Origin of the sequence: Massilia sp. (genome assembly GCF_031995545.1) — a bacterium.
GTDB lineage: Bacteria > Pseudomonadota > Gammaproteobacteria > Burkholderiales > Burkholderiaceae_D > Telluria.
On sequence record NZ_DAMAGA010000045.1, the window covers coordinates 18,727 to 40,514 of the forward strand.

Below are 21,788 nucleotides of genomic sequence, written 5' to 3' on the forward strand. Positions count from 1 at the left end.
TCAGCGCGTCACGGATGCGGCGTCGCCACGAGTTGACATTCAGCGTCCTGATCGGCGATGAGTTTTGGTGGCGGACTGCAGCCGCAGATACAGAGGTCGTCGCTCAGCGCGTATTGCTTGCCCATGAAACTGTCCGGCAGGCGCGGACCCACGATCCGGATCATCCCCTGCGTATCACAGGCGGGGCAATCCACGGGGTCCCCGTCCAGTGCGAGCGCGCGACCGTCGACCCGGCTGAAATCGCTCGATGCAAGCACGACGCCGTTGGCAGTGGTCGTGTCTCCGGCTCTAATGTAATAGCGCTTGTAATTCATGGCTGCCTTTGCGTGAGTGAACGGCTGGACAGGACAGCCTTTAGCCTGACGCGGCAGGCGCGTCGACGCGCGTGCTTGCCACAGGCTGCGTGGGGCGCAGGCGAATGCTGGAAATGATTTTGTCCCGCAAGCCGAGGGCGGCTCCGTCGGATAGCGAGGATGGCACTGGCTTGCCCTGGCCGACTCCGGTGGTCATGCTGAAGACGAGGTGTGGAACCAAAACATCGTCTTCGGTACCACTTACCTCCCACCGGAAGCTGTGGACGCGCGCGTCATTTACCTCGACCACGCGTTCGACCAGCTCCTCCCCCGTGACGCCGCCGATTTCCCGTGGTGCGCCCCGCAATCGCGTGACGCGCATCAGATCCATGATCGACCATTTTGCGTCCGCGGCGCCGGTTCTCGCCAATAACCCCTGGGCGTCAGGCTTCAGTCCCGCCGCCAGGATGAACCTGAACTCGACATCCGGATGACTTGGCAGCCCGGCGAACATCGTGATCTGTTCGCGTTGATCGGCGCTGAGCGGATCTCGCATGTAAAGCCGGTCCATGCAAAAACCTGGTTCGGCCGGAATGCGGTTATCGGGATTTGCAGCCAGCTGATTGACCAGCCTCGGCAAATCCTCGATCCATTCGACTCCACGGTCCTTTGAGAACAGATCGATGCTGATGCCTTGGCCATGCACCAGGGCTTCGGTCGAAATGCCTTCATCGCGATAGTGCTCTACGCCGCCCAGTCCGTTGCCTTGCGTCCCTTCGGTCACAGTCCGGCTGTGAATGAAGATCTTCCCGATCAGGCCGTTACCGGTTTCAACCGCCCGTACCGACTCGAGGTTCTTGTTGCCTCCGCGCCTGTCCGGTGTAGCCCCGAGTTGTTCCTCGCGATCGGCAACCCGTTTCTCGAATTCGTCTAGGGTTTCATTGAAGCCCGCGATGTCGAAGCTGTCGATTCTTGCCCCCCGTAATTCAAGCTGCGCCTCTTCCGGCATATCAATCAAAAACCTGCCGACACATACGGTTTTCAATTTGTCGGTCATGCGAGCTAATTCTTGCCGATCCTGCCGATCCGTCTCGCGTCTATCGTGGATTTTGTCCAACGCCCAGCTCGCCAGCACTATCGCAAGCAGTAGCCCGGCCAGCATTTTCGCCAAACTGCCGCGAACCCAACTCCTGGAGAAGCGTAGACGATACATGGCAGCCTTTGCGTAAGTGGAACGGCCAGACAGACTGGTTGAACAATGCAGTAACGTGTACGGCCTGATTCACGCAACTATGCATGCCGAACTGATTGATCCGCGGTTTCCAGCGCGGCTCCCGGCGCATCGGAACAGGATTGTCCCGGCTCGTCCGCCAGGCGGACAAGCCTCCATTCACCGCGACGCCGGATCGTTTTGGGGACATTCGTCGATCTGCCGAATACGCCAGGCGACACAGCAAACGTTGCCGGCGGCAGCAAGGTGCCTTGCGCAAACCAGCGAGTGCTGTCGAGCGCGTGCGACTGTTCGCAACGCCACCAGCCGCTGGCCGGACATGGCGTTCCGGTCACGGCAAAACTGCCGACGCTCACGCGACTTTGATCACTCATCGCAACGCCGTGGCGGGCAATGGCGGTGCTGAACGGTGCGACGGGCAAAGCCAGTGCCGGAGACGGTGGCGCACGCTTCTGACTGCGCTTATCGACCAGCTTCCAGAAAGTCACGTTCTTCGATTCGAAGCTGGGCTGCACGCCACGCACTTTGTCCCACAAGGTGCGTGGAGGAAGCAGCAGGGCCTGGGGCACCGTGTCGCCTTTTCTGATGTATTGTCGCTGACCGCCCAGTACACCGATGCCATCGCCGCCATCACTGCACAGCCACCAGCCGCTTTCAGGGCAGCGCTCGCCGGCCGTGGCGTAGGTGCCGAGCGGAGTAGCCGGCGCTTCGCCGTGGCTGATCTCCGCTGGCTGCGTCGGGCGCAGGCGTATGCTGGAGGTGATCTTGTCCCACAACCCGAGCGCGGCGCCGTCGGATAGTGAGGATGGCACTGGCTTGCCCCGTCCGACCCCGGTCGTCATCCTGAATACGAGATGCGGAACCAAAACATTGTCTTCGGTTCCGTCAACCTCCCACCAGAAGCTGTGGACGCGCGCCTCGTTTACCTCGACCACCCGTTCGACCAGTTCTTCCCCGGCCAAGCCGCCGATTTCCCGTGGCGCGCCCCTTAATCTCGTCACACGCATCAGGTCCGCAATCGACCATTTTGCATCCGCAGCATCAGACCTTGCCAATAGGCCGTGCTCGGAAGGTTTGACTCCCGCCCCCAGGATGAACATGATCTCGACATCGGGATGACTAGGCAGTCGGGCAGACATCATGATCTGTTCGCGCTGCTCGGCGCGGAGGGGTTCGCGTATATAAAGCCGGTCCATGCAAAATCCCGGCTCGGCTGGGATACGGTTATGGGGATTTGTGACCAGCTGTTCGACCAGCCGGGGCAGATCCTCGAGCCAGTCAAGCCGACGGTCTTCAAAGAACAAATCGATGCTGATCCCATGACCATGAACCAGTGCTTCGGTCGAAATCCCCTCATAGCGATAGCGTTCCACCCCACCCAGTCCATTGCCCCGCGTGCCCTCTTCGACGGTCCGGCTGTGGAAGAAAATCTTCCCGGCAAGGCCGCTACTGGTCTTGACGTCACGCGCGACCTCCAGGTTCTTATTACCACCACGCCAGTCGGGTTTGGCACCGAGTTGCGCCTCGCGATCGGCAAGCCGTTTATGGAACTCGTCCTCGCTTTCATGGAATCCCGAGATGTCGAAACCGTCGATACTCGCCCTTCCCAATTCAACCTGCGCCTCTTCCGGCAAGTCAATCAAGAACCTGCCGACACATACTGTTTTCATTTTGTCGGTCATGAGCGCTACCTTATGTTGATCCCGCCGATCCACTTCGCGTTTATCTATAGCCTTTCCCACGGCCCAGGTCGCCGCCAATCCCGCGAGCAGGGCCCCGGCCAGCATTTTCGCCAGCCTGCTGCGGAACCAACTTTTCACGCGATCTCCTGCACAATCTTGGTAACCAAGCGGAGCGTCAACATGAGCATGTGCTCATTGTTAAACGATCCCTGGTGGTCATAGCCCTCGGTCGCAAACACCTGCTTTACTTTACCGGCCGGACCGGCGCCGGACTGGTGCGGCACGGTGCCATCGCCGCGCGCATCTTGGCGGTCTAGTGCGAAACGCAATTCTGTCTTTCCCTCGACAAGCACCCTGCGCTGTCCGGTAGCGGATTGGCCGACATACTGCGCTGCAGTCAGGTTGGCGGGGGTGAGCGCGGTGCTCGCTCCCGGCTGTTGAAAAGCAATCCAACGGACCTGCCCGAATGACGCCTGGTCCCGATCGTCGCCATAGAACGCATACGTATTGGGATGGTAATACTCGCCAAGCGTATTATGGAAAACCTCCGCAGCAGTCACTGCTCTTCCAATCCTGGATTCCACACCATCTACCTTGCCGCGATATTTATCTGCCGGATCGGCCAGATTTGGATCGATCACGCGAAACCAGGACTTCGTATCTCGATATAGATCATAGGGATTCTTCAGGTTCGCATTCGGAAAAGTCAGCGCGTCATAATGCTTTGCCTCAACGCCATAGTACCCATGGTGCGCCTTTGGGTTGGCGACAAGCCGGACCACGCGCACATGCAGCCAAGGGTGCGGGTACAGGTGATTGGGCAGAAGCTCAAGCGCTCCGGGTGAAGTTGCCATCACAGGTGTGGTTTTTTCTGTACTGTCCCCCAACACCATCGCCAGCCTGGAATCTGCAAACTTCTTGAGAGGATAGCTATTCAGGGAAAACGGCTCAGTGCCACCAGCGAGCCTGCGGTAGGTAACTGGCGCACCCAGTGCCGGCAGCACACCGTGGATGACGCCGGCGATCTGGTCCGGAATGCGCTTCGCGCACGCCCTGGCGACCAGCCCCCCCATCGAATGCGTCACCAGGATCACTTGCGAGCACTGCCGCTGCGCCTTCTTCCAGGTGTCGATGATCGCGAGAATGCGCTTCTCCAGCAGTTCGGCCGACGTTGTACAGTCGTCCAGCCAGCAGTATCCAACCGCATAGACCGGGAAGTAGAACTGGGCATGCTTCACCAGGTGCTCTTCGGTCAGCGGCGCAAACCGGCTCAGCCCCCAACGCTGCGGATCGCATGTCATCACGTCCTTCCAATGCTGGCTGATAGAACGCGTCTTCATCTGCTCGTCATAGCGGAACGTTTGATTCAGGCGCGTCTGCAGTCCGTACAGAAGGCCGCCATACGCATCGGCATGTACCTCGCCCCACCCGCGCGCGCGCACCTCGCCCTCGGTCAAGACATAACCGTCTTCGGAATCCGGCATGACGACAGGACCATCGGGGTCTACTTCGAGGGTAGCGCGGTCGAGCATCAATTGGCGCTCTCGCGCCGAATAGTTGTCCCAGACACGTGCGGCGACGAGCCCCTCGATGATTCCATTGGGCGCACGCCAGACAGGCTGGCCAGCCTTGACCATCTGGTGGCGCTCGTCCTCGACGCGACCCAACCGTGGCTTCTTCTTGGCCCGCAAGTTCGTGCCCATGATGCCGGGTACAAAGATGACCGGGATGATCTTGTTGGGAGGGACCAGCCCCAATCCGCGCAAGGTGTACTGCGCCGACGACATGAAGGAACTGGCCTGCCACCCGCCGTTCGGCAAGGGAATCAGCGATGGGAGTGGTCGGGTCGACTCGCTCATGACAACATGGCCCCTGCGGCAAGGTTATGGAAGAAGTTCGAAGCGAACGGTGCCGAGGCTAGCGCCCTGGACCAGCGCCGTGCGTCCGTGCTCGTCGCTGATTCCTTCGACCGTTCTTCCATCCTCGAGGTGCGCGATGTAACGTTGACCGGGAATAGGTTCGCGCGTTTGCAGATGCCGTAGCACCAGGCGCTCGTCGGTGTTGAGGTCGCTGGTGGCGAAGTCGGGCGCGACCGGATTGCCGCCGCCGGCACCGGCGCGCACGATCGCCGCCGCCTTCAGCACGTGCTCGCCACTGCTTTGCTGGACGATTTTCCTGTCCGCCCAATCGGTTTGCGCGCCTTGCGACACGATCCTGACGGAAGGCGCTTCGATATGGATCGCTTCGGCGGAAATGAGACTGATGCGCCCGGACGACTTCAATTCGATGCCGCCCTTGTGACTCTCGATCGCCACGTTGCCGCGTGCGGCGATCAGCTTCATTCCCAGCTCGTAGGCGAACACGCTCAGTGCGCGCGAGGCGCGCAGAAACAGACTGCGGCCGGTGGCCAGCTCGGCGTCGCCGGCCGAGACGATGTCGATCTTTTCCTGCGCCCCGAGGGCGATGCTGTCGTCGCTGGCCAGCACCACGCCGGCCGGCGCCGTCACCGCCGCCATCGGCTGGGCGCCCGCGCCGTCTGCTGCGGCATCCGGCGCCACATTGCTACCCTCGTGCCAGCCGCGCAGGCGGCGCGCCAGTTCGGCCAGGCGCGGCCTGGCCTGCTCGTCTTCGCCGTGTTCGGCCGCCAGCCGGCCCAGCTCGTCGAGCACCCCGTGCATCACCTCGGCAATCCCGACCAGGCCGCTGCGCTCGAGCTGGGCGACACTGTCATGGTCCCTGCCGCCGGCGCTGATCAGGACACCCTCGCCGCCGCGCACCGCCACCGCCTTGCTGCTGCGTAGTTCGGCGCCCTCGCCGCGCGGCGTGCCCTGGCCGTTGGCGCGCGGTTCGGACATCCAGCCCAGGTTGAGTTCGGCATTGGCGTGCTCGCTGGCCAGCTGTACGCCGATCTGCCCCGGCGTGTCGTCAAACAGCAGCTGACCGCCGCGCGCACCGCCGATTTCGCGGCTGCGCATGCCGGACAGGTAGCGGTTGCCGGGCAGTTCGCCGGCGCGGCTGAGTGCCGGCGGCTGGGCGCGGCCGTTATAGAGTTGGGACAGGATCACCGGCCGGTCCGGGTCGCCGCCGAGGAAGGCGACCAAGACTTCGGTGCCCACGCGCGGCAGGCCGAGCGTGCCTGATTGCTGCTGGGCGCCGGCGCCGCTGCCGGCCCAGTTGGAGGCAACGCGCACCCAGGCCGAATCGGCCGCGGTGTCTGAGGCGCCCGCGCCCTGGGCGTGGCCGTGGTCGGCCGGGCGCATGCCGGGAAAGCGGATGCGCACCCGGCCCAGCGCATCGCAATGCACTTCTTCGCCGGCCGGGCCGGTGACGATCGCGCTTTGCAGCTGCGGATGCGGCAGGTCGACGCGCGGGTCGAATGCCGGCGCCAGTGGAATGCCGCGCCGCACGGCGTCGAAGCCGACCCGCACCCGCACCGTCTGCAGCGTCGGCGTGGTGTCGCTGAACGCGCCGCCCTCGCCGTCCAGCCAGGCACCCATCAGGCGCCGAACGCGGCCAGCGACGTCGGCCGGCAGGTTGTTCTCGGCCTCGACCCGCAGCGCGGTGACGACGAAGTCGCGCTCGGCCGCCGGATGGGCGTCGATCTCGGGGTGTCCACTCAGGGTGAACCATTCGCCGGCACGCAGGTCGCGCGCGGTGCCTTCGCCGTGGAAGCACTTGGTCTCGAATTCGTGGCGTCCCATGCGCACCTGGCCCAGGCGCCAATGATCGTCGACGTCGTTGCCGGCGTGCGGCATCTCGACCACGTAGTCGTCCAGGCTGGCGGCCAGCTGGTTGCCGCTGCGGCCCTGGTCGGCGCTGCCGTGGGCGGTGGCGGTCATGAACTGGCTGCCGCCCGGATTGCGGTAGTCCCAGCTGTGGCGCGTGGTGCTGCCCGGCTGCAGGCGGCGCGCCGCGCTCCACGAGACAATGGTGTCCCGTTCCTCGGTGGCGCCGCCGCGGTGGTAGCGCACGGTGCCGGCGGCGTTGCGCGGCAGCGAATGGGGATCGGCGAACAGCACCAGGGTGTGGGCCGGGGTGGTGTCGCGCTCGACGTCGAGACTGCCGCCGCGCGCTTGTCCGGGTCGGACGGTCCAGGCCACGCCGCGCCGGCGCAGCAGACGCCGCACGAAGGCGGCGTCGGACTCGTTGTACTGCATGGTCTGTTCGCGCGCAGGATACTGGCGCGGGTCGAGCAGCGGGTCGAGTTCGTAGTGGAAGGCACTGGCCAGCACCGGATTCGACTGGCGCCATTCGTCGAACAGCAGCTGCACGATGGCCAGCTCGCTCTGGCTGCGGAACACGCGGCTGTTGATGCGTTTTTCCATGATCGCCAGCGCATCGCGCACCACCAGCTGGTAGACCGCCATGCCGCCGTCGTAGTCGCCGGCGCGCGCCTCGGCCACGATGCCGCAGGCGCCGCGCAACTGGCCCTGGTCGGTGACGAACTGGATCTCGGCCGGCAGCGCGATCAGTTCCTTGAGCGGCAGGCGCGGCGTGCTGGCGATGCAGGTGACGACGTAGTCGATGCCGCCGCAGATCGATTCGTTCCCGGCGACGCGCTGCGGCAGCAGCACCTCGTCGGCAAAGGCGCCGCCGTCAGCCAGGCCGAGGCGCAGCCGGATCGGGCGGTGGGCGGTGGTGAGCGAACGCTCGTGCTGCAACATGCGCAGGAATTCGCTCGCGCTGTCCAAGGGGTTCTCCTGTCAGGTAGCCGCTTGCGCAGCGAGGAAAACATCTTGGCATGGCGGCCCGGGCCGGGCCTTGCTAAGGCTCAGCAATGTCGAGTGAGTTCGCCTGAACTTTTCTGGTAAAACTTCTGTCGCGTGGTAAAAGCGCGACCCTCACAGCGCTTATACCAAGCCGGCCAGGCGCGGAATCGCCTTCAGCGACGCATCCCAGGCAGCGCGCCGCACCTCGTCCAGCGGCAGGCCACGCAGCTCGGCCAGCGTTGCGCCGATGCCCGGCAGCTGCTCCGGACTATTCCTACCCGGGTGAATCCAGGCAGGCGCGATGTCGGGCGAATCGGTTTCCAGCACGATCGACTCCAGCGGCAGCTCGGTCGCCAGGCGCCGGATCTGCAGCGCGCGGGTGAAGGTCATATTGCCGCCAAAGCCCAGGTGAAAGCCCAGGTCGATGAAGTTCTGCGCCTGCTGGAAGCTGCCGTTGAAGGCGTGCGCGATGCCGCCCGGCGGACGGATCTGGCGCAGGTGCTTGAGCACCTGGTCCTGCGAGCGCCGCACGTGAGTCAGCACCGGCAGGCCGAAGTCGCGCGCGATGCGCAACTGCTCACGGAAGAACCGTTCCTGCTTGTCGCGCATCTCCGGCGTGCACAGCTCGGGAATGAAGAAATCGAGGCCGACTTCGCCGATGCCGACGAAGCGCGGATCGTTCATCGCCTGCTCCACCGCCGCGCGCATGAACACCAGGTCGTCGTCCTGTGCCTGCGGCACGCAGATCGGGTGGATGCCGAGCGCATAGCAGGCGTTCGGGCTGCCGTGGGCCAGCGACCTGACCGCCTCGAAGTTGCCGCGTTCGACCGCCACGATCACGATCATCGACACGCCCTCCTGCGCCGCGCGGCTCGCCACGCCGGCGCCGTCGCCGCCGTACTCGCGCGCATCGAGGTGGACGTGGGTGTCGATCCACATGCTTATGGCACCACCGGCTGCAGGCCGTGTTCGGTCATGCGCAGCACGCGGTCGCAACGGCGCGCCAGTTCCATGTCGTGGGTCACGATCACGAACGCGGTGCCGAGGGTCTGCGCCAGCTCCAGCATCAGGTCGAAGATGACCTGGGCCGTGGTCTGGTCGAGGTTACCGGTCGGCTCGTCGGCCAGCACGCAGGCCGGCTGGGTCACCAGCGCGCGCGCCAGCGCTACCCGCTGGCGTTCGCCGCCGGACAGCTCGCCCGGACGGTGCACCACGCGCCGTCCCAGGCCGACCCGTTCCAGGATCGCCTGCGCGCGCTCCAAGGCCACCGGCCGAGCCTCGCGCCGGATCAGGAGCGGCATCATGACGTTGTCGAGCGCCGAGAATTCCGGCAGCAGATGGTGGAACTGGTAGACGAAGCCGAGCGCGCTGTTGCGCAGGTCGCCGCGGCGCGTCTCGGACAGGCTGGCGAAATCTTCGCCTTTCAGGGTCACCGAGCCGGTGCTCGGCGTATCCAGCCCGCCCAGCAAATGCAGCAGGGTCGACTTGCCGGAGCCCGACGCGCCGACGATCGCAACCCGCTCGCCGCGATACACGGCGAAGTCGATGTTGTCGAGTACCCGCACCTGGGCATCGCCCTGGCTGAAGGTTTTACCGAGGCCGCGGCAAGCCAGGATCGGCGTGCCGGCATTGTTCATCGCATCACTCATAGCGCAGCGCCTCCGCCGGTTTGACGCGCGACGCCGCCCAGCTCGGGTATAGGGTCGCGGCGAAGGACAGCAGCACCGAGACGATGCCGATGATGTAGACGTCCGGCCAATGCAGGTCGGACGGCACGGTACTGAACACGTAAATATCTTTGGACAAGAACTCCACTCCCAACAACCGTTCGATGAACGGGACGATCACATCGATGTTCAGGGCCACGCCCACGCCCATCCCCACACCGGCCAGCGTGCCGAGCAGGCCGACCACCGCGCCCTGGATCATGAAGATTTTCATGATCGACGCGGGCGAAGAGCCCAGCGTGCGCAGGATCGCGATGTCGGGCTGCTTGTCGGTCACCGTCATCACCAGGCTGGAGACCAGGTTGAAGGCGGCTACCGCAATGATCAGGGTGAGGATGATGAACATCATCTTCTTTTCGGTCTGTACGGCAGCGTACCAGTTGGCATTCAGCTTGGGCCAGTCGCGCAAGGTCAGGTCGCCGCTCATGGTTTTTTTCAGTTCCGCCGCCACTTCCGGCGCTTCGCGCATGTTGGCGATGCGCAGGCGCAGGCCGGACGGCGCCGGCAGCCGTTCCAGGCGCTGCGCGTCCTCCACGTGCACGAAAGCCAGCGTGGCGTCGAAGTCGAAGTGGCCGGCCTCGAAAATCCCGGCAACATTGAAGCTGCGCGTGCGCGGCACGATGCCGGCCGGCGTGATCTGCCCTTGCGCCAGCACCATGGTCACCTTGTCGCCCAGGCCGACGCCGAGCGCGCGTGCCAGCGCGTAGCCGAGCACGATGTTGAAGCTGCCCGGCTTCAAGGCATCGAAGCTGCCCGCACGCACCTGCTGCGCCACGCTCGACACCTGATCTTCCACGCCCGGCAGCACGCCGCGCACCACGCTCGGACGCATCACGCCGTCGCGCAGCAGCAAGCCTTGCGTCTCGACGAACGGTGCCGCGCCGCGCACCGCGGGATTGCGAATCGCCTCCTTCGCCTTGGCCTGCCAGTCCGGCATGCTGCCCGAGGCATCGAACACCTCGATGTGGGCCAGCACCGACAGCATGCGGTCGGTCACCTGCTTCTGGAAGCCGTTCATCACCGACAGCACGATGATCAGGGCCGCCACGCCGAGCGCGATGCCGGCCACCGAGATCAAGGAGATAAACGAAATAAACCCATTGCCGCCCCGTTCGGACGATCCCTTGCCGGCGCGCGTGTAGCGCAGACCGACCTGCCATTCGTAGGGAAGTTTGTGGATGAAACTCATACGACCGTCGCTTTTTGCTTCACTCTTTGCCTCACTCATAACGCAGCGCCTCGGCCGGACGCGTACGCGACGCCGACCAGCTCGGGTAGATCGTGGCCAGGAACGACAGCAGCACCGCCACGCCGCCGATCCAGGCCACGTCGTTCCACACCAGCTCGGACGGCATCTCGCTGATCAGGTACACCTCCTGCGACAGGAAGTGCACGCCCAGCACGCGCTCGATGAAGGGCACGATCACGTCGACGTTCAGCGCCACCGTCACCCCCAGCAGCACGCCCAGGCCGGCGCCGAGCAGCCCGACCAGCGTGCCCTGCACCATGAAGATCTTCATGATCGAGCGCGGCGAGGAACCCAGTGTGCGCAGGATCGCGATGTCGGCCTGCTTGTCCTTGACCGTCATCACCAGCGTCGAGACCAGGTTGAAGGCGGCCACCGCCACGATCATGGTCAGGATGATGAACATCATGCGCTTCTGCGACTGCACGGCGGCGAACCAGACGGCGTTGACCTTGGTCCAGTCGCGCAGGTACAGCTCTTCCGGCAGCATGGAACGCAGTTCGAGCGCGACGCGTGGCGCTTCCTGCAGATCGGCCAGGCGCAGCCGCAGGCCGGCGGGGGCCGACACGCCGGCAGCGGTCTGCACGTCTTCGACGTTGGCCAGCGCCAGGGTCGAATCGAATTCGAAGTGACCGGCCTGGAAGATGCCGGAGACGGTCAGCGCACGCGTGCGCGGCAGCGGGTTCTGGCCAGAGGTGGCTGCGGCGCCGAGCGCTTCGCCGTTGGCGATCAGGAGCGTCACGCGGTCGCCCACCTCGACGCCCAGCGACGTCGCCAGCGCGCGGCCCAGCACCACATTGAAGGAACCGGGACGCAGCGAATCGAAACTCCCGGCCGTCATCTGCTGGGCAATGCTGGAGACTTTGCCCTCAAGCCCCGGATCGACGCCGCGCAGCAACGCCGGCTTCATGACGCCGTCGACCAGCAGCATCGACTGCGCATCGATGAACGGCGCCGCGGCGCGCACCTCGGGGTGGCGCAGGGCCTGGGCGGCGCTGGCGCGCCAGTCGGGCATGGCGCCGCGCGCGTCGAACACCTCGACGTGGGCCAGCACCGACAGCATGCGGCTGGTGACTTCCTTCTGGAAGCCGTTCATCACCGACAGCACCACGATCAGTGCCGCCACGCCCAGTGCGATGCCGGCTACCGAGGCCAGCGAGATGAAGGAAATGAAGCTGTTGCGGCTGCTGCGCTTGCCGGCGCGGGTATAGCGCAGGCCGACCTGCCATTCGTAGGGAAGTTTGTGGGTGATGCTCATACGGTCAAATTCATGCGGTCGAATAGCAGGTAAATCGATCCAGACTGCACGCTCCATGCGGTGCCAACCCGGCAGTTTGCCAGACAAACCACATTCGTGGCGCAGAATTCAATGTTTCATCCTTGAAAACGCGCCGAACCACGGTTCGGACCGCCGTGGCGAAAGCGCATCCGAGCCGCCCGGACGCGCGCCATTTGGCCTAAAATAGCGGGATGGCTCATATTACGCTTGTCCTGCCTTACGCACTCCCGCTCCCCGAATTCGCCCCCGACCTGGTCCGCGCCCTGGACGCGCCGTCCCTGGCCGCCCTGCTGTCGCGCGGCGCGGTGGTGCGCCCGGCCGCGGCCAGTCCGCTTCCGAGCGCGCTGCCGCACGAAGCCTGGCTGGCGCGCACCCTCGGCCTGAGCGCCGACGGCCGCCCGGCCTTCGCCAACGCCGCCATGCGCGGCCTCGGGCTCGATCCGGATGGCAGCGCCTGGCACCTGGTCACGCCCGGCCACATCCAGGTCGCGCGCAGCCACCTGATGATGGCCGACCCGCGCCAGCTGCGGCTGAACGACGACGACAGCCTCGCCCTGTTCGACAGCGCGCGCCTGCTGTGCGAAGAACTGGGACACGCTCTGGTGTATGGCGACGCCGAGACCTGGTTCCTGCGCGCCGACGGCTGGAGCTTCGACATCGCCAGCCCGGACACCGTGGTCGGCATGGACCTGACCGACTTCATGCCCAAACACGTCGATGCGCGGCCGTTCCGGCGCCTGCAGAACGAAGTGCAGATGGCCTGGCACGGCCATCCGGCCAATGCCGCGCGCGAGGCGCGCCGGCTGCCGGCCGTGAACGCGTTCTGGGTCTGGGGCGCGGGCGGCGAGCAGACGCCGAAGCACGCCATGAGCACCTACGCCGCGCCGGGCTGGCTGGCCGCGCTCGGCGAGCGCAAACTGGCATCGCTCGACAAGCTCGCTGGCGCCTTGACGAACGACGGCCTGCTGGTCGCCGCCAACCTGGCCGAAGCGGCGATCGCCGCCGACTGGAGCGCCTGGCTGCAGGGCATGCAGCAGCTCGAAAGCGCGCTGTTCGCGCCGCTGCTGGCCGCCGTCAAGGATGGCCGCGTGCGCGAACTGCGCCTGGTGCTGAGCAGCCGCGAAGGCTTGCTGGAGTCCAGCACCACGCCGATGGCGCAGCGTAAATTCTGGCGCCGCCCGACCCTCGACGCGCTGAAAGCCGCCTGACCACGTAAAGAACAGACCGAGACCGATTTGACCCAGAAGACCCGCATCACCACCCGCCCCTGCCCGTTCCGCACCTCGGAACTGCTGCGCCAGGAAGGCGTCCATCCCGTGCTGGCGCGCATCTACGCCGCGCGCGGGCTGGAACACACCCGCGAACTGGCCAGCGAGCTGGCCGCGCTGTCGCCGCCCGCCGGCCTGAAACACATCGACGCCGCCGCCGCTTTCCTGGCCGACTGCATCCAGGCCGGCAAGCGCATGACCATCGTCGCCGACTACGACTGCGACGGCGCCACCGCCTGCGCCGTGGCCCTGCGCGGCCTGCGCGCGATGAACGCCCACGTCGACTACATCGTCCCGAATCGCTTCGAGTACGGCTACGGCCTGACGCCCGAGATCGTCGAACTCACCGCGCGCGAAAAGTCGCCGGACGTGATCATCACCGTCGACAACGGCATCGCAAGCATCGACGGCGTGCTCGAAGCCAACCGGCGCGGCATCGAAGTCGTGGTCACCGACCACCACCTGCCGGGCGACTCGCTGCCGCCGGCGCGCGTGATCGTCAATCCGAACCAGCCCGAATGCGGCTTCCCGAGCAAGAACCTGGCCGGTGTCGGCGTGGTGTTCTATGTGCTGCTGGCGCTGCGCGCCGAACTGCGCAAGCGCGGCGTGTTCGATGCTCAATCACAGCCCAAGCTCGACCACCTGCTCGATCTGGTGGCGCTCGGCACCGTGGCGGACGTGGTCAAGCTCGATGCCAACAACCGCATCCTGGTGGCGCAGGGCCTGAAGCGCATGCGCGCCGGCCGCATGCACGCCGGCGTGGCGGCGCTGTTCCGCGTGGCCGGCCGCGAAGCGCGCTGCGCCTCGCCGTTCGACCTCGGTTTCGCGGTCGGTCCGCGCCTGAACGCCGCCGGCCGGCTGGAAGACATGTCGCTCGGGATTGAGTGCCTGACCACCGACGACGAAGGCCGCGCCTGGGCCATCGCCCAGCAGCTCAACGAGATCAACCTCAAGCGGCGCGAGATCGAAGCCGAGATGCAGGACACCGCCCTGCTGCACCTGGACAGCTTCGAGCCGACCAGCGCCAGCACCATCGCGGTGTTCGACGACGGCTGGCACCAGGGCGTGATCGGCATCGTCGCCTCGCGCCTGAAGGAAAAGTTCTACCGCCCGACCATCACCTTCGCTCCGGCCGGCGACGGCTGGATCAAGGGCTCGGGACGTTCGATCCCTGGGTTTCACATGCGCGACGCGCTGGACCTGGTGTCCAAGCGCGTGCCGGGCCTGATCGACAAATTCGGCGGCCACGCGATGGCGGCCGGCCTGTCGATCCGCCACGATGCGTTCGACCACTTCTGCCAGGCGTTCGAGGCGGTCGGCCAGGCCTGGCTCACCGAAGCCCAGCTGGAACGCATCATCGAGACCGACGGCCCGCTCGAGGACGAGTTCTATTCGACCGGCTTCATCGAACTGATGGACGGCCAGGTGTGGGGCCAGGGCTTCGCGCCGCCGGTGTTCTGCGACGAATTCCGCGTGGTCAGCCAGCGTGTGCTGAAGGAACGCCACCTCAAGCTGCTGCTCGAACGGAACGGCCGGCGCTACGACGCGATCTGGTTCGGGCATACGGACGGCCTGGGCGAACGTGCGCGCGTCGCGTTCCGGCTCGACGCCAACGAGTACAACGGCGTGACCAAGGTGCAGCTGCTGGTCGAGCACGCCGAGGCGGCCTGAATCCGCTCCGGCAAGTCCCGTAAATATGCCGCCGGGATACATTCCGGCGACATATATTCCACTTTGCCAATATCATTGGCGCGCCGCGCCGTGCTCCCACGGTGCGCCAACATCCCTTTCGATTCACGTCGCCGGCCAGGACCCGGCAGGAGCACGCATGTTTTCGATCATCCTGAACGTCATCGGCACGCTGATGCATTTCTACGTCGCCCACCGCCTGTATGCGCTGGGCCCGGTGCGCGCACGCATTCCGGCGCGCGCCTGGTGGGCCGGCGCCGTGCTGCTGTGGCTGCTCTACATGTTTGGCCTGCGCATGGGCGACGCGGCGCTCGACTGGCGCTGGTGGCCGGGGCAATTCGCGATGACCTGGCTCGGGGTGCTGTTCGTGACCACGCAGTGGCTGCTGCTGGCCGACGTCATTACCGGCTTCGGTTTCTGGCTGCGTAAGCACGGACCGCGCATCCGCCTGATCGGTGCGGTCGCGGGTGTCACGATCAGCGCCTTCGCCATCTTCCAGGCGGTGCGTGCGCCGGCGATCGTCGAACATGAACTGGTGCTGCAAGGCTTGCCGAAAGCGCTGGACGGCACCGTGGTGGTGGCGATCAGCGACACCCACCTGGGTGCCCAGCGCCGTGCAGCGTGGCTGGGCAAGCGCGTGGACCAGATCAACGAATTGAAGCCGGCCGCGGTGCTGATGCTGGGCGACCAGGTCGAGGACGAGCCGATCAACGATGACCAGCTGGCGCCGGTGCTGCGCCGCCTGCAACCGCCGATGGGCGTATGGGCGGTGACCGGCAACCACGAATACTACGGCGACGCCGGCGGCACCATCGAGGAATTCGCCGCCGGCGGCGTGCGCTGGCTGCGCGACGAACGGGTCGAGATCGCGCCCGGGCTGCATCTGGCGGGGCTGGACGACATCGGTCGCGCGATGCGCGGTGGTGGCGATATCTACGCGGGTTTGGGACGCACCATCCCCAGCCGCAGCGAAGGTGCAACGATCCTGATGTCGCACATCCCGGCGCCGGGGCTGGTCCAGCGCGCGGCGCGCGAAGGCGTGAGCCTGATGCTGTCTGGACACACCCACGGTGGGCAGATCTGGCCGTTCAACCACCTGGTGGCGCGCGAATTCCCGCACATGGTCGGCTTGCACCGCGAAGGCGACATGCAGCTCCTGATCAGCCGTGGCGCCGGCGGCTGGGGACCGCGCATGCGTTTGTGGCAGCCGGGCGAAATTCTCAAGCTGACGCTGCGCGCACCGTAGCGCTTACTGGTCTTGTTGCGGCCGATACGTCGCCCCGTGCCTCATCACGAAGAAGGCGTCCTCGGCCACGCCCTGTGCCTCGCGCGCCTGTGCCAGGTCGAGCGGCGCCTGATCCAGCCGCTCCTGCCCCATCGGATAGGTCCCCCAGTGCATGCCGACACTCCGCTTGATCTTCAGCTCGCGATGAATCCGCACCGCCTCGTCCGGACTGACGTGCGAATTGCGGTACCACACCGGCTGATACGCCCCGATCCCCACCGCCGCCAGGTCGAAGCCGTCGAAGCGCGCCGCGATGTCCTGGATATCTTTTGAGTACGCCAGGTCGCCCGAGAAGAAGAACGAGAACCCCGGCCGCGTCACCGCGAATCCACCCCACAGCGTTTCGTTGCGGTCCCACGGCGAGCGCGCCGACCAGTGGAACACCGGCAGCAGGTGCAGCTCGACGCCGTCGACCGTGGTCTTGTCCCACCAGTCCAGCTTGACGATGCGCGAACGGTCGCCGCCGGTAACGTTGTTCGCCAGCCAGATGTCCACGCCCAGCGGCGCCACCAGCAGCGGCGGCCCGCCGGCCTGTCGGTACAGCGCGCGCAGCGAATCCTTCGACAGGTGGTCGTAGTGCGAATGGCTGAGCAAGACCACGTCGATGCGTGGCAGCTCGGCCAGCGCCACGCCGGGACGCTGGTGCCGCTTCGGCCCCGCGAACGGCACCGGCGACGCGCGCTCGTCGAACACCGGATCGGTAAGGATGTTCATCCCGGTCCCGGTCTGGAACAGAAAGGTCGCGTGCCCGATCCAGGTCAGCGCCGGTTCGCTACGGTTGGCGTGGATGAAGGCCAGGTCCGGCGTCACCGGTTCGATCGGCGCGCGTGGTGCCCGTGCATCCGCATCCTCGGTCCAGTTGCGGATGCGCGCCGCCCAGCCCTCGAAGAAGCCGAGCTTCGGGCGCTGATAGGCGGGGTTCGGTGGGTAGTTGTTGGCGAATCCTTCAGGCCGGTGGTGCGGCTTGTTAGAGTCGAAATACGGGTTGACGTTCGCGCAACCGGCAAGAAGCAGGCCAAGGACCAGCACGGATATTGGACGTAGAGTGGGCATGCGGCTGAGTAGAAGCTGTCGGGAGCGCCAGTATTACATGAGCACATGCCGGGCATAAGGCGGGCACGGCAGCGACACCGCCAACCAGGTGTACAGACGGTGGCGTATTCGCCCCATTTTTGCACCCGGCCCATGCATTCTTGATCGCTTTCCGGTAGGATAGCGCCTTTCGCCGACGCACAAGTTTGCCAAGGCGATCCCGCGATTCCAAAGATGCAACGCATCGATTCCGGGAACTTGATGTCCGAGCCCGGAGTGCCGAACGTGTCTGCTGGGTTCCCACCACTGGAGCGTATGGAAATATCCCGGAATCCCCGGTCGCTTAGTAGCCACCTCATTGGCAACTGGACCGTCCTCGTTTGTGCCCTCATCGTGCTGCTCGTGATCGGCGCCGAAGCGCTGCGCTGGAGTCATGCCGCGCGCGCCACCGCCCTGCCCAGCATGGGTGCGGCTGATGCCGCCTCGAGGACCGCGCCGGCGACCCTGACCGAACTGTCGCGCACCCACATCCCCGCCCCGAACAACATGCCGTCGGCGCATGCCAGCGCCCTGACGCCGCTGGCCGGCGACGGCATGCTGGCGTTCTGGTGGGCCGGCAGCCGCGAGAGCGGTCCGGACGTGAAGGTATTTGCTTCGCGCTGGCGCAACGGCGCCTGGAGCGCGCCATGGGAAGTGGCCAGCCGCGAGTCGCTCGGCAAGGCGCTCGGCTACGGCGTGCGCCGCATCGGCAATCCGGTCGCCTGGACCGACCGCGCCGGCAAGGTCCACCTGTACGTGGTGGCCACCGGCCTGGGTGGTTGGGCGGCGGCGCGTATCGCGCATATCGTCTCGACCGACGGCGGCGCCAGCTTCACGGTGCGCCGCGTGCTGCCAACTTCGCCGCTGTTCAACACCAGCGCTCTGGTGCGCACCTCGCCGGTGGCGCTGAGCGACGGCGGCTGGTGGCTGCCGGTGTATTTCGAGATCGGCAACAAGTATCCGATGCTGATGGCGTTCGACGCCGACGGCAATCCGACTTCGCTGGCGCGCATCGGCCACAGCACCTCGACGCTGCAGCCGGCCATCGTGCCGGTGTCCGCCACCGAAGTGCGGGCCCTGATGCGCGACGATAGCGAGCAGATGCGCGTGCAGCACGCCAGCAGCCGCGACGGCGGCGCCAGCTGGGAAGACCTGCCGGCGCTGGATCTGCCGAACAAGAGCACGTCGGTGGCGGCGATCCGCCTGACCAGCGGCCAGTTCCTGATGCTGCATAACCATATTGCTGCCGGCGGCTCGGACCGCAACCTGCTGCGCCTGTCGATCTCGGACGACCTGCGCACCTGGCGCACGGTGGCCGACATAGCCAAGGGCCCGGCCGGCGACGAATTCTCGTACCCGACCATGCAGCAGGTCGGCGACGAGCTGCACATCACCTATACCTGGCAGCGTCAGAACATCGCGCACCACCGCTACAAGATCACGCTCGGAGATACCATCTGATGACCTTGCCTGACCTGGCACTGCAAATCGTCTACGCCCGGCTCGGCTGGGCCGTGGTCGCCGCCACCATCGTCGCCGCGCTGTGGCGCGGCCCGGCGCTGACGCGGCCGGTACTGGCCGCGATCCTCGGCGGCGCATTGGTGGCGATGCTGCTGCCGGGCGAACTGTCGCCGGCCTGGTGGCTGGGCCTGGCGTTCCAGTACCCGAGCGGCCTGCTGGTCGGCTGCTGCGCGCTGCGTCTGGTCGAACGCTGGCACGGCATCCGCCGCAGCCGCGCCATGCCGCATACGCTGGCCGGGGTGCTGGTGGTATGCGGCACGCTGCTGTATCTGGACACCTTCGGGCTGCTGGCGCGCGGCTTCTATCACGCCGGCTTCTGGCCTACACTGGCGCCGGCCGTCGCGGCGCTGGGTGCGGCGGCTTGCGCACTGGCGATCGTGCGCGGCCATGCGCGCAGCCCGGCGTCGGCGATGCTGGGCGCGATCGCCCTGTTCTCGCTGCTGCGCCTGCCGACCGGCAACCTGTGGGATGCGATGCTCGATCCGCTGCTGTGCGGCTGGGCCGTCTTTACCCTGGCTGCCGGCGCCGTGCGCAAGAGCGGCCGCCGCGCCAGCGACCGGGTGGTCGGCAGCCAGGAAGCGCCGCTGGCGCCCGTGCTGCAGCCGGCACCGCTGGAACAATTTTCGTCTGTGAAGGAGTAAGTAGTTGGAAAATCAAAAATGGTACAAGCACCCGGTGATCGTCACCGCGAGCGTGATCAACGCGTTCGCGCTGTTGCTGGCCCTGATCTGGAAAGACAATCCGCATGAGCTGTCGCGCCTGCTGGTCGAGGACGGCATCGTCGAGTGGACCCAGTTCCTGGCCTTCGCGCTGACCGCCGGCCTGCTTGGCTACGTGACGGTGGACCGCTACAAGCGCAACGGCTTCGGCCTGGAAGTGCTGGTGCTGGGCGGCCTGTCGGCGCTGGTGGCGCTGGCCGCGCTGGAAGAGATCAGCTGGTTCCAGCGCATCCTGCAGATCCAGTCGTCGGAATTCTTCTTGCAGAATAACCGCCAGGGCGAGACCAACCTGCACAACCTCGGCTTCGGCAAGGAAAGCCTGCACAAGGCGGTGCTGCTGAAGATCATCGTCATCGCCGGCCTGACCCACAACCTGATCCTGCCGCTGCTGGCGCGCAAGCGTCCGGCGATCCGCACCTTCGTCGAGCGCTTCGGCCTGTACCTGCCGCCGCTGGCCGCCTCGGTGCCGTATTTGATCCTGGTGATCCTGTCGCACATCTTCATCGAGCACCCGCGCAAGGGCGAGCTGGGCGAACTGTTCGGCGCGGTGCACTACATGGCCACCGTGTTCGGCGCCTATTTCGTCGGCGTGGCGTACAACAAGCCGGCGCTGTTCGAAGGCGTTTCGGCACGCCGCATCTCGGTGCTGTTTGCGCTCTTGATGCTGTTCCTGTTCATGAACGGCTGGATGCTGAGTGCCGGTGCTGGTGCCAGCGCGATGATGAATACCGTGGGCCTCGGCGACTGAGGCTCGGGAGCCGGCCTCGAGGGCCGGCTTTTTTTTCGCCTCGATTTCCTATTGCCGGCAATCGCAACCGCGGTCTTGCGCGACCCGATCGAATACCACCCGCCAGCGCCCCGGCGCTTCCAGGCGCCATACCGAATTGAAGTTCCCGATCCGCTTGCCCGCCGGGTCGCGGATCGCGCCGCTGCTGTAGGCCAGCGTGCCCGACTCCAGCACCTCTACCTGTTCCGGCTGCCACGAGAACGGTGCCTGCGGACCATCGTAGTAGCGGCGCCACGCCTTTTGCACGGCCTGGCTGCCGCGCAGCGCCTGCGTCCCCGACATGAACACCGCCTCGTGCGCCAGGAAACGCCCGAAGCCGTCGAAATCACGCGCCGCCATCGTGGCAGCGAACGCGCTTTCGCTCTCGAACACCTGCCGACGCAGGTCGGCGTTGGTCTGGCGCGCGCCACCAGCCGTCATGACTGCCGCCAGGCAGACTGCCAGGAGTGAGAGCGAGCGTAGGCGCATGGGGAGCGAGGTTTGCGATTTGGCAATTCAGGAATTCTGTCATTGTCGCGCGGTCTTTACAACCAACGGTTGCGATGTTTTTTAAATCGGAGTATAAAGACTCCAATACCGGAGGAATCATGAGCCTAGCCTACGCCTATCCCAAGAGCCGCTTCGAGCCGGCGGTACTGGTCGACCTCAATTCCCGAGCCGAACGCGAACGCCTGTCGCGCTCGGCCCTGACCGGATTCTTCAGGCTGGCCACAGCCTGGCAGGTACGCGACGACGATGCACGCGAACTGCTGGGCGGCCTGTCATCGTCGTCGTACTACGAATGGAAGAAGAATCCCGAGCGCGTGCTCGAAGTCGACCGCATCACGCGCATCTCCTACCTGCTCGGCATCTATAAAGCGCTGCACATCCTGTACGGCGACAAGCTGGCCGACGAATGGGTGCACCTGCCGAATACCAACCCAGTATTCGCCGGCCGCACCCCGCTGGCCTACATGCTGGGCGGCGGCCTGCTGGCGATGCAGAACGTGCGCCGCCTGCTCGACGCCCGCCGCGGCGGACTGTGAGCGAGCGCCCATGGCCCTGCGCCTCGTCCCCAAACTCAACCTGCTGCGCCAGTACGACACCTGCCGCCTGATCCCGTCGCGCTTCGCCGACATCGAGGATTCGGTGCTCGCTCCGCTGGCCGAAAATGACAGCGCCCTGCGCGACCTGTTCGACCTCGACAACGCCACCAGCGAGCGGCTGCGCGGCGAATCCGGCCTGTTGCCGGGCATCGGCATGGACGAACTGGTGTTCGGCCTGCCCAACCTCCGCATCATC

Annotated in this window: 18 protein-coding genes and 1 pseudogene; 8 read left to right on the forward strand and 11 right to left on the reverse strand. The window is 65.8% G+C overall.

Annotated features, from left to right (window positions below):
• Positions 1-8: 8 nt before the first annotated feature.
• The 9 genes from RTQ83_RS21455 to RTQ83_RS21495 form a co-directional block, all read right to left on the reverse strand.
• Positions 9-314 carry a PAAR domain-containing protein gene (locus RTQ83_RS21455; protein ID WP_312519190.1) on the reverse strand — a complete coding sequence of 102 codons (306 nt, stop codon included), beginning with the start codon at positions 312-314 and terminating at the stop codon, positions 9-11.
• Between the two features lie 40 nt (positions 315-354).
• On the reverse strand, positions 355-1,350 hold the full coding sequence (locus RTQ83_RS21460) for a T6SS immunity protein Tli4 family protein (protein WP_312519193.1): 996 nt from the start codon (positions 1,348-1,350) through the stop codon (positions 355-357).
• Positions 1,351-1,583: 233 nt separating this feature from the next.
• Entirely contained in the window at positions 1,584-3,344 is a 1,761-nt protein-coding gene (locus RTQ83_RS21465) for a T6SS immunity protein Tli4 family protein (RefSeq protein ID WP_312519195.1), read from the reverse strand.
• Positions 3,341-5,065, reverse strand: coding sequence for a hypothetical protein (locus RTQ83_RS21470; protein ID WP_312519196.1), 1,725 nt, complete (start codon positions 5,063-5,065; stop codon positions 3,341-3,343). The genes RTQ83_RS21465 and RTQ83_RS21470 overlap by 4 nt, the downstream gene beginning before the upstream one ends.
• 24 nt (positions 5,066-5,089) lie before the next feature.
• Positions 5,090-7,897, reverse strand: a complete 2,808-nt coding sequence (locus tag RTQ83_RS21475; RefSeq protein ID WP_312519199.1) for a type VI secretion system Vgr family protein — start codon at positions 7,895-7,897, stop codon at positions 5,090-5,092.
• Between the two features lie 159 nt (positions 7,898-8,056).
• On the reverse strand, positions 8,057-8,854 hold the full coding sequence (locus tag RTQ83_RS21480) for a TatD family hydrolase (RefSeq protein WP_312519202.1): 798 nt from the start codon (positions 8,852-8,854) through the stop codon (positions 8,057-8,059).
• A gap of 2 nt (positions 8,855-8,856) precedes the next feature.
• Positions 8,857-9,564, reverse strand: a complete 708-nt coding sequence (lolD, locus tag RTQ83_RS21485; RefSeq protein WP_312519204.1) for a lipoprotein-releasing ABC transporter ATP-binding protein LolD — start codon at positions 9,562-9,564, stop codon at positions 8,857-8,859.
• Entirely contained in the window at positions 9,557-10,831 is a 1,275-nt protein-coding gene (locus RTQ83_RS21490) for a lipoprotein-releasing ABC transporter permease subunit (protein WP_312519206.1), read from the reverse strand. The genes lolD and RTQ83_RS21490 overlap by 8 nt, the downstream gene beginning before the upstream one ends.
• A 31-nt stretch (positions 10,832-10,862) precedes the next feature.
• Positions 10,863-12,146 carry a lipoprotein-releasing ABC transporter permease subunit gene (locus tag RTQ83_RS21495; RefSeq protein ID WP_312519208.1) on the reverse strand — a complete coding sequence of 428 codons (1,284 nt, stop codon included), beginning with the start codon at positions 12,144-12,146 and terminating at the stop codon, positions 10,863-10,865.
• A gap of 212 nt (positions 12,147-12,358) precedes the next feature.
• On the opposite strand from RTQ83_RS21495, the gene RTQ83_RS21500 reads away from it, so the two are divergent.
• From RTQ83_RS21500 to RTQ83_RS21510, 3 genes are all read left to right on the forward strand, one after another.
• Positions 12,359-13,375 carry a hypothetical protein gene (locus tag RTQ83_RS21500; protein ID WP_312519211.1) on the forward strand — a complete coding sequence of 339 codons (1,017 nt, stop codon included), beginning with the start codon at positions 12,359-12,361 and terminating at the stop codon, positions 13,373-13,375.
• Between the two features lie 27 nt (positions 13,376-13,402).
• Entirely contained in the window at positions 13,403-15,106 is a 1,704-nt protein-coding gene (recJ, locus tag RTQ83_RS21505) for a single-stranded-DNA-specific exonuclease RecJ (protein ID WP_312519214.1), read from the forward strand.
• Positions 15,107-15,263: 157 nt separating this feature from the next.
• Positions 15,264-16,370 (forward strand): metallophosphoesterase, encoded by a 1,107-nt coding sequence (locus tag RTQ83_RS21510; RefSeq protein WP_312519216.1) that lies wholly within the window; start codon positions 15,264-15,266, stop codon positions 16,368-16,370.
• Positions 16,371-16,373: 3 nt separating this feature from the next.
• Here the strand turns inward: RTQ83_RS21510 and RTQ83_RS21515 are convergent, their stop codons facing one another.
• Positions 16,374-17,438: an MBL fold metallo-hydrolase gene (locus tag RTQ83_RS21515; protein ID WP_312519219.1), complete on the reverse strand. Its 1,065-nt coding sequence runs from the start codon at positions 17,436-17,438 to the stop codon at positions 16,374-16,376.
• Positions 17,439-17,834: 396 nt separating this feature from the next.
• Here RTQ83_RS21515 and RTQ83_RS21520 point away from each other — a divergent pair, with 396 nt between their 5' ends.
• From RTQ83_RS21520 to RTQ83_RS21530, 3 genes are read left to right on the forward strand one after another with little or no spacing between them, the layout of a single operon-like run.
• Positions 17,835-18,941 (forward strand): sialidase family protein, encoded by a 1,107-nt coding sequence (locus RTQ83_RS21520; RefSeq protein WP_312519222.1) that lies wholly within the window; start codon positions 17,835-17,837, stop codon positions 18,939-18,941.
• The gene (locus RTQ83_RS21525; RefSeq protein WP_312519224.1) at positions 18,941-19,642 is read left to right on the forward strand and encodes a hypothetical protein; all 702 of its coding nucleotides are present in this window, start codon (positions 18,941-18,943) and stop codon (positions 19,640-19,642) included. The genes RTQ83_RS21520 and RTQ83_RS21525 overlap by 1 nt, the downstream gene beginning before the upstream one ends.
• 4 nt (positions 19,643-19,646) lie before the next feature.
• Positions 19,647-20,468: a hypothetical protein gene (locus RTQ83_RS21530; protein ID WP_312519227.1), complete on the forward strand. Its 822-nt coding sequence runs from the start codon at positions 19,647-19,649 to the stop codon at positions 20,466-20,468.
• Between the two features lie 48 nt (positions 20,469-20,516).
• On the opposite strand, the gene RTQ83_RS21535 is transcribed toward RTQ83_RS21530, so the two are convergent.
• Positions 20,517-20,927, reverse strand: a complete 411-nt coding sequence (locus tag RTQ83_RS21535; protein ID WP_312519229.1) for a DUF4440 domain-containing protein — start codon at positions 20,925-20,927, stop codon at positions 20,517-20,519.
• A gap of 167 nt (positions 20,928-21,094) precedes the next feature.
• Here RTQ83_RS21535 and RTQ83_RS21540 point away from each other — a divergent pair, with 167 nt between their 5' ends.
• Positions 21,095-21,532 (forward strand): MbcA/ParS/Xre antitoxin family protein, encoded by a 438-nt coding sequence (locus tag RTQ83_RS21540; RefSeq protein WP_312519231.1) that lies wholly within the window; start codon positions 21,095-21,097, stop codon positions 21,530-21,532.
• Positions 21,533-21,542: 10 nt separating this feature from the next.
• Positions 21,543-21,788: pseudogene (locus RTQ83_RS21545) on the forward strand (RES domain-containing protein); the annotation flags it as partial.

Excerpts from the sequence above, each read along its gene's own strand:
- RTQ83_RS21455 (WP_312519190.1), bottom strand. The coding sequence starts at position 314 with ATGAATTACAAGCGCTATTACATTAGAGCCGGAGACACGACCACTGCC.
- RTQ83_RS21460 (WP_312519193.1), bottom strand. The coding sequence starts at position 1,350 with ATGACCGACAAATTGAAAACCGTATGTGTCGGCAGGTTTTTGATTGAT.
- RTQ83_RS21470 (WP_312519196.1), bottom strand. The coding sequence starts at position 5,065 with ATGAGCGAGTCGACCCGACCACTCCCATCGCTGATTCCCTTGCCGAAC.
- RTQ83_RS21480 (WP_312519202.1), bottom strand. The coding sequence starts at position 8,854 with ATGTGGATCGACACCCACGTCCACCTCGATGCGCGCGAGTACGGCGGC.
- lolD (WP_312519204.1), bottom strand. The coding sequence starts at position 9,564 with ATGAGTGATGCGATGAACAATGCCGGCACGCCGATCCTGGCTTGCCGC.
- RTQ83_RS21490 (WP_312519206.1), bottom strand. The coding sequence starts at position 10,831 with ATGAGTTTCATCCACAAACTTCCCTACGAATGGCAGGTCGGTCTGCGC.
- RTQ83_RS21495 (WP_312519208.1), bottom strand. The coding sequence starts at position 12,146 with ATGAGCATCACCCACAAACTTCCCTACGAATGGCAGGTCGGCCTGCGC.
- RTQ83_RS21500 (WP_312519211.1), top strand. The coding sequence starts at position 12,359 with ATGGCTCATATTACGCTTGTCCTGCCTTACGCACTCCCGCTCCCCGAA.
- RTQ83_RS21510 (WP_312519216.1), top strand. The coding sequence starts at position 15,264 with ATGTTTTCGATCATCCTGAACGTCATCGGCACGCTGATGCATTTCTAC.
- RTQ83_RS21525 (WP_312519224.1), top strand. The coding sequence starts at position 18,941 with ATGACCTTGCCTGACCTGGCACTGCAAATCGTCTACGCCCGGCTCGGC.
- RTQ83_RS21535 (WP_312519229.1), bottom strand. The coding sequence starts at position 20,927 with ATGACGGCTGGTGGCGCGCGCCAGACCAACGCCGACCTGCGTCGGCAG.
- RTQ83_RS21540 (WP_312519231.1), top strand. The coding sequence starts at position 21,095 with ATGAGCCTAGCCTACGCCTATCCCAAGAGCCGCTTCGAGCCGGCGGTA.